Annotated in this window: 3 protein-coding genes; 1 reads left to right on the forward strand and 2 read right to left on the reverse strand. The window is 77.2% G+C overall.

The window, feature by feature from the left end; translation table 11 throughout:
- Positions 1-190: 190 nt before the first annotated feature.
- Positions 191-964 (reverse strand): (2Fe-2S)-binding protein, encoded by a 774-nt coding sequence (locus ABZW03_RS39220; RefSeq protein WP_355269416.1) that lies wholly within the window; start codon positions 962-964, stop codon positions 191-193.
- A gap of 252 nt (positions 965-1,216) precedes the next feature.
- Positions 1,217-1,813 (reverse strand): hypothetical protein, encoded by a 597-nt coding sequence (locus ABZW03_RS39225; RefSeq protein WP_355269418.1) that lies wholly within the window; start codon positions 1,811-1,813, stop codon positions 1,217-1,219.
- A gap of 195 nt (positions 1,814-2,008) precedes the next feature.
- Here ABZW03_RS39225 and ABZW03_RS39230 point away from each other — a divergent pair.
- Positions 2,009-3,004, forward strand: a 996-nt coding sequence (locus tag ABZW03_RS39230; protein WP_355269420.1) for a histidine kinase, incomplete at its 3' end; no start/stop codon positions are given.

Here is a 3,004-nt window from a genome sequence, read left to right on the forward strand (position 1 = left end):
TCGAACCACGCGGCCCCATCGAGACCGAAGCAGCCCGCCGCCTCGCCGACGACCTCAAGCACCAGTAGTCACCCGATTACCCAACACTCTCTGAGCCGGGGAATACGGCCCTGCTGACCCGGTGCACGGGACCGTGGTGCGCGGCCGACGGCGACGGCAGACCCGATGATGACCTTCGGTTATGAAGATATCAGTCGTTCCGCTTCCCACGGCCGGGCGGCGTGCTGAAGCAGCAGTCCCCGCAGAGCCCGGCACCCGGGCCCACCCGGTAGTAGAGGCAGCAGCTGTTCCGCCGGAACGCCGTGCCGCGCGGCCCGGTTCGCAGGGTGCCCGAACCGGCCAGCGGTGGACGGTCCAGCAGCTCCGCGACCAACGCCCGTGCGGGGCCGGGCGCATGGGCGTCCAGCACCCGCAGCGTCCCGGCCAGGGCGGAGGCGGCGTTGCCGAGCAGCAGGCGCGCGGAGAGCGGGGCGGCGGCCCGGACGGCCTCCGCCAGCGGCTCCAACTGGCCCAGCAGGACGGCTCGGTGGAGCTGGTCGGCGAGCGGCCCGGCGGTTGGCCCGGCGGTTGGCCGGGCGGTTGGCCGGGCGGGCTCCGCCGGGGTCCACAGATCGAGCGGGCCCTGGTCCGGGATCCGGACCCAGGCGCGCTCCAGGGTCGGGACCGACCCCAGCAGGACGGCCGAGCCCAGCCCCACGGACCAGAATCGGGCCGCCAGCCCCAGGTGCAGGATCGAGGCGGCGACCCGGAGTTCGGCGGTGCCGAGCCGCTGCGCCACCACCCGCAGCCGTGCCGCCAGCGGCGCGTCCGGCCCGGTCCCGTACAGCTCGGCCAGCGGCCGGAAGCCCTCGGGCGGCGTGCCGTCCGCCGAGGTGTCCAGCGCGAAGTACGGCCCGACGGCGGCGAGTCGGGCGTAGTCGGGTGCGGGGTGGTTCGGCGCGGGGTGGTTCGGCGCGGGGTTCAACGGCCCTCCCCTGTGGGGTCGTTGAACCCCGCGCCCGCTGATGGCGGGCCGGTCGGACGGTCGAGGGACAACGGGGGCCTCCAGGGCTGCGGGTGCTCGGGCGGTGGTGCGCGACCCCGTGCGCCGCCGCGGTCGGCGTCGCGGTCGGCTTTGCGTTCGCCGCCCGGCCGGTGCCGGGTTCGGCGCCCGGCCGTGGTCCGCTCGTCGTCCGCTCGTCGTCCGGAGGCCCTGGCAGGCCCGGTCGGCCGGGCGTCAGCCGCGCACGGAGAAGTCACCACTGGTCGTGCGGATGAACGGTACCGTGCCCTGGCAGTCCGACACCGGCTGGCCGAACGCGCCCCAGACCCAGCCCATCCGGTCCCCGCGCCGCCCGGCGTCCTCCACCGAGAGCGAGACCTTCTGGCCGACCAGCTGCAGGCCCGGGAACCAGGGCGCCTCGCCCTTGGTGATCACCCCGGTGGCGATCGCCTCCCGGCCGCCGACGGCGAGGCAGCCGATGTCCCCCTCGAAGTCGGCGACCAGCCGGCCGTCGGTGTGCACGTGGCGGACGTGGAAGTGGCCGGCGGTGCCGCGCGGATCGGTGTTGGTGGTGGCCCGGGCGTCCACCGTGATCTGCACCGGGTCGCCCTCGAAGCCCTGGAACCCGGCGGTGAGGACGGTGTTGCCGGTGCCGCGCACGCTCACCGGGCCGAAGTCGCCCGCCGGGGTGGACGTCGGCGCGGTGGCGGCCGCTGCCGTGGTGACCGCTGCGACGGGGGCCGGGGCGGCGACGGCGGCCGGGACGGCGGTGGCCACGGTCGCGGCCAGCAGGAGGAGCGGGACGGCGGCGGTGGCGAGACGGCGGTTCATGACGGTTCGTGACTCCTTCGGTGCGGTTGTTCCGACGTCACCGAGCATGCTCCGGCCCGGTCGTGCGGACCTCCCGCTGCGGAGGGGAGTTGAGGGCCGGACCGGTCAGTCCCGAGGAGGAGGCCGCCTCCCCCGGGAGAGCTGCCCGTCGGACCGGCCGGACCGGCCGGGTGGGCCCCCCGTAGGCTCGGCCGGGTGCGTACCGACTCCGTCCTCGTCCGCTCCGACGCCGCGTGGCCGCGCTCGGCCCGGGTCCGCCGGCGGCTCGCCGCCGCCTCCGCGCTCGCGCTGCTGGTGCCCGTCGCGCTGGCGCAGCCGGACGCCCGGGTCGCGGCCGTGCTGCTCGCACTGACGGCGGCGCTCACCGCGGTGGTGGCGCTGCTGCCGTGGCCCGTCGGACGGATCACGCTCGGTGCGGCCGCCGGGGTGGCGGCCGGGGCCTCGCTGCTGGTCGACCTGGTCTACCCGGGGCCGTACCGGCTGCCCGCGTTCTGGCTGCCCTTGGAGTGGCTCGCCCTGCTCGGGCTGTGCTTCCGGGCCGTGCGCCGACTGCCGGACCGCTCGGTCGGGGCGGTCGGCGGGCTGGTCGGGCTCGCGGCCGTGCTGCTGCCGCTGCGGTTCACCCTGCGGATGCCGCAGGGCGGCGCGGCCGGTCCGGTGGTCGGGGTGCTGCTCTCGCTGCTGCCGCTGCTCGGCGTCGCGGGCGCGGCCCTCTACCTGCGGGTCCTGGACGCCCGCCGGGAGCGGGCGGTCGCCCGGGCCCGGCGCGAGCAGCGGCTGGAGGTGGCCCGGGGGCTGCACGACTTCGTCGCGCACGAGATCACCGGCATCGTGCTGGAGGCCCAGGCCGGCCAACTCCCGGGCCAGGAACCGGAGGAGACCACCGCGCTGCTGCGCCGCCTGGAGGAGGCCGGGCTGCGGGCCCTGGACTCGATGGACGAGATGGTCGGCGCGCTGCGCGAGCCGGGCGGCCGGAGCGGCCGGTCCGGCGAGGACGGCCAGAACGGCCAGAACGGCGAGGACGGTGAGGGCGTCCACGGTGGACAGGACGGACAGGACGGACGGGACGGCGGCGCGACCACGCGGCGGCTGGGCCTGGCCGACCTCCCCGAGCTGGTCGCCCGCTTCGGCGCCGCCGGTGCCGCCGGCGGCCCGCGCGCCACCGCCGAGCTGGCCCCCGGCACCGCCGGC

This window comes from Kitasatospora sp. NPDC004799 (genome assembly GCF_040609095.1).
In the GTDB taxonomy this organism is placed as follows: Bacteria; Actinomycetota; Actinomycetes; order Streptomycetales; family Streptomycetaceae; genus Kitasatospora.

Excerpts from the sequence above, each read along its gene's own strand:
- ABZW03_RS39225 (WP_355269418.1), bottom strand. The coding sequence starts at position 1,813 with ATGAACCGCCGTCTCGCCACCGCCGCCGTCCCGCTCCTCCTGCTGGCC.